Source organism: Mameliella sp. CS4 (assembly GCF_019392335.1).
Classification (GTDB): Bacteria; Pseudomonadota; Alphaproteobacteria; order Rhodobacterales; family Rhodobacteraceae; genus Antarctobacter.
In genome coordinates this window covers 1-905 of record NZ_JAHXRQ010000077.1, presented here as the reverse complement: position 1 = coordinate 905, position 905 = coordinate 1, and the positions used below count along the sequence as shown (strand labels likewise).

Genomic DNA, 905 nt, shown 5'->3' with positions numbered 1-905 from the left:
AAGACCTTCTTCTCAGCGATCGCACTCGCCGCAACCGTCATCTTCTGGCTTTGAGTGAGAACGAGTCCTGACCCTAGGAAAAGTGTGCCTGTTCCCGCGCCCTTGGCGACAAAACCCACCGCAATGCTTGCCGAAAAAGTTGTCCACATTTCGACACCAATCTCGCCAAGGCGTTGATTGCGATATCGTTCAAATCGGGCAACAGGATTGCTGGCTACAATGAAATCTTTTTGACGGGCAGAGGTCGCCACCACCAAATCCATCTCGGCAATTATTTCCAAGACCTCCATGCCTTGCTTGCTGATATTAACTACTCTACTGTTCCATAAGGTTTCATCTTGGAATTCAGGCGAGAGGATTCTTTCTTTCTCCTTCTGAGAAAGGGGTCTGAAATTTCTTTCCACTTCCTCAATAACCTCGGGATGAAAAACCTCACTCATCGAAGATTTGGCAATTGGGTCCAGAAAGTCGGGGGATCTTTTCATGTGGTTGTAGAAGAATTGTATGAACCATGTCTGCAAGTCTTCGCTTCCAAATTCAATGCGCCCGCTCGAAACTGCGCGCTTGAAAATCGATGTCCACTCTGGAATGTAGGCTTCGAGATTGTTTGCGAAAAATGCTTCAAGGTCGGTATCGTAGTGAGTTTTCTGCTTGAGGACGCTGTGGTAGTGGCGCCTACAAAAAATGCTGGATATGTTTCGACGCTTAGGTTCTCTTCCGGGGTGCGCCTTCTCTACGTAATAGACGGCGTTCGACTCAAAGCAAAAATTTCGCAGCATAGCTTTGGGTATGAAATGGTGCTTTTTTGATCTCTGTATATTTTGCGCACTTGACCTGCCCCTTTTTTCAGGGCCAGTCGTAAGTCGAGCTTGTTCCCCTTTTGCGTGCCATCATTCGGCGGCGTG

At 47.8% G+C, this 905-nt stretch carries 1 protein-coding gene; it reads right to left on the bottom strand.

Features of this window, described 5'->3' with window-relative positions; all coding sequences use genetic code 11:
- A partial coding sequence (locus tag KZZ07_RS26585; protein ID WP_219519922.1) for a DUF4238 domain-containing protein occupies positions 1-779 on the bottom strand: 779 nt, incomplete at its 3' end.
- Between the last annotated feature and the right edge of the window lie 126 nt (positions 780-905).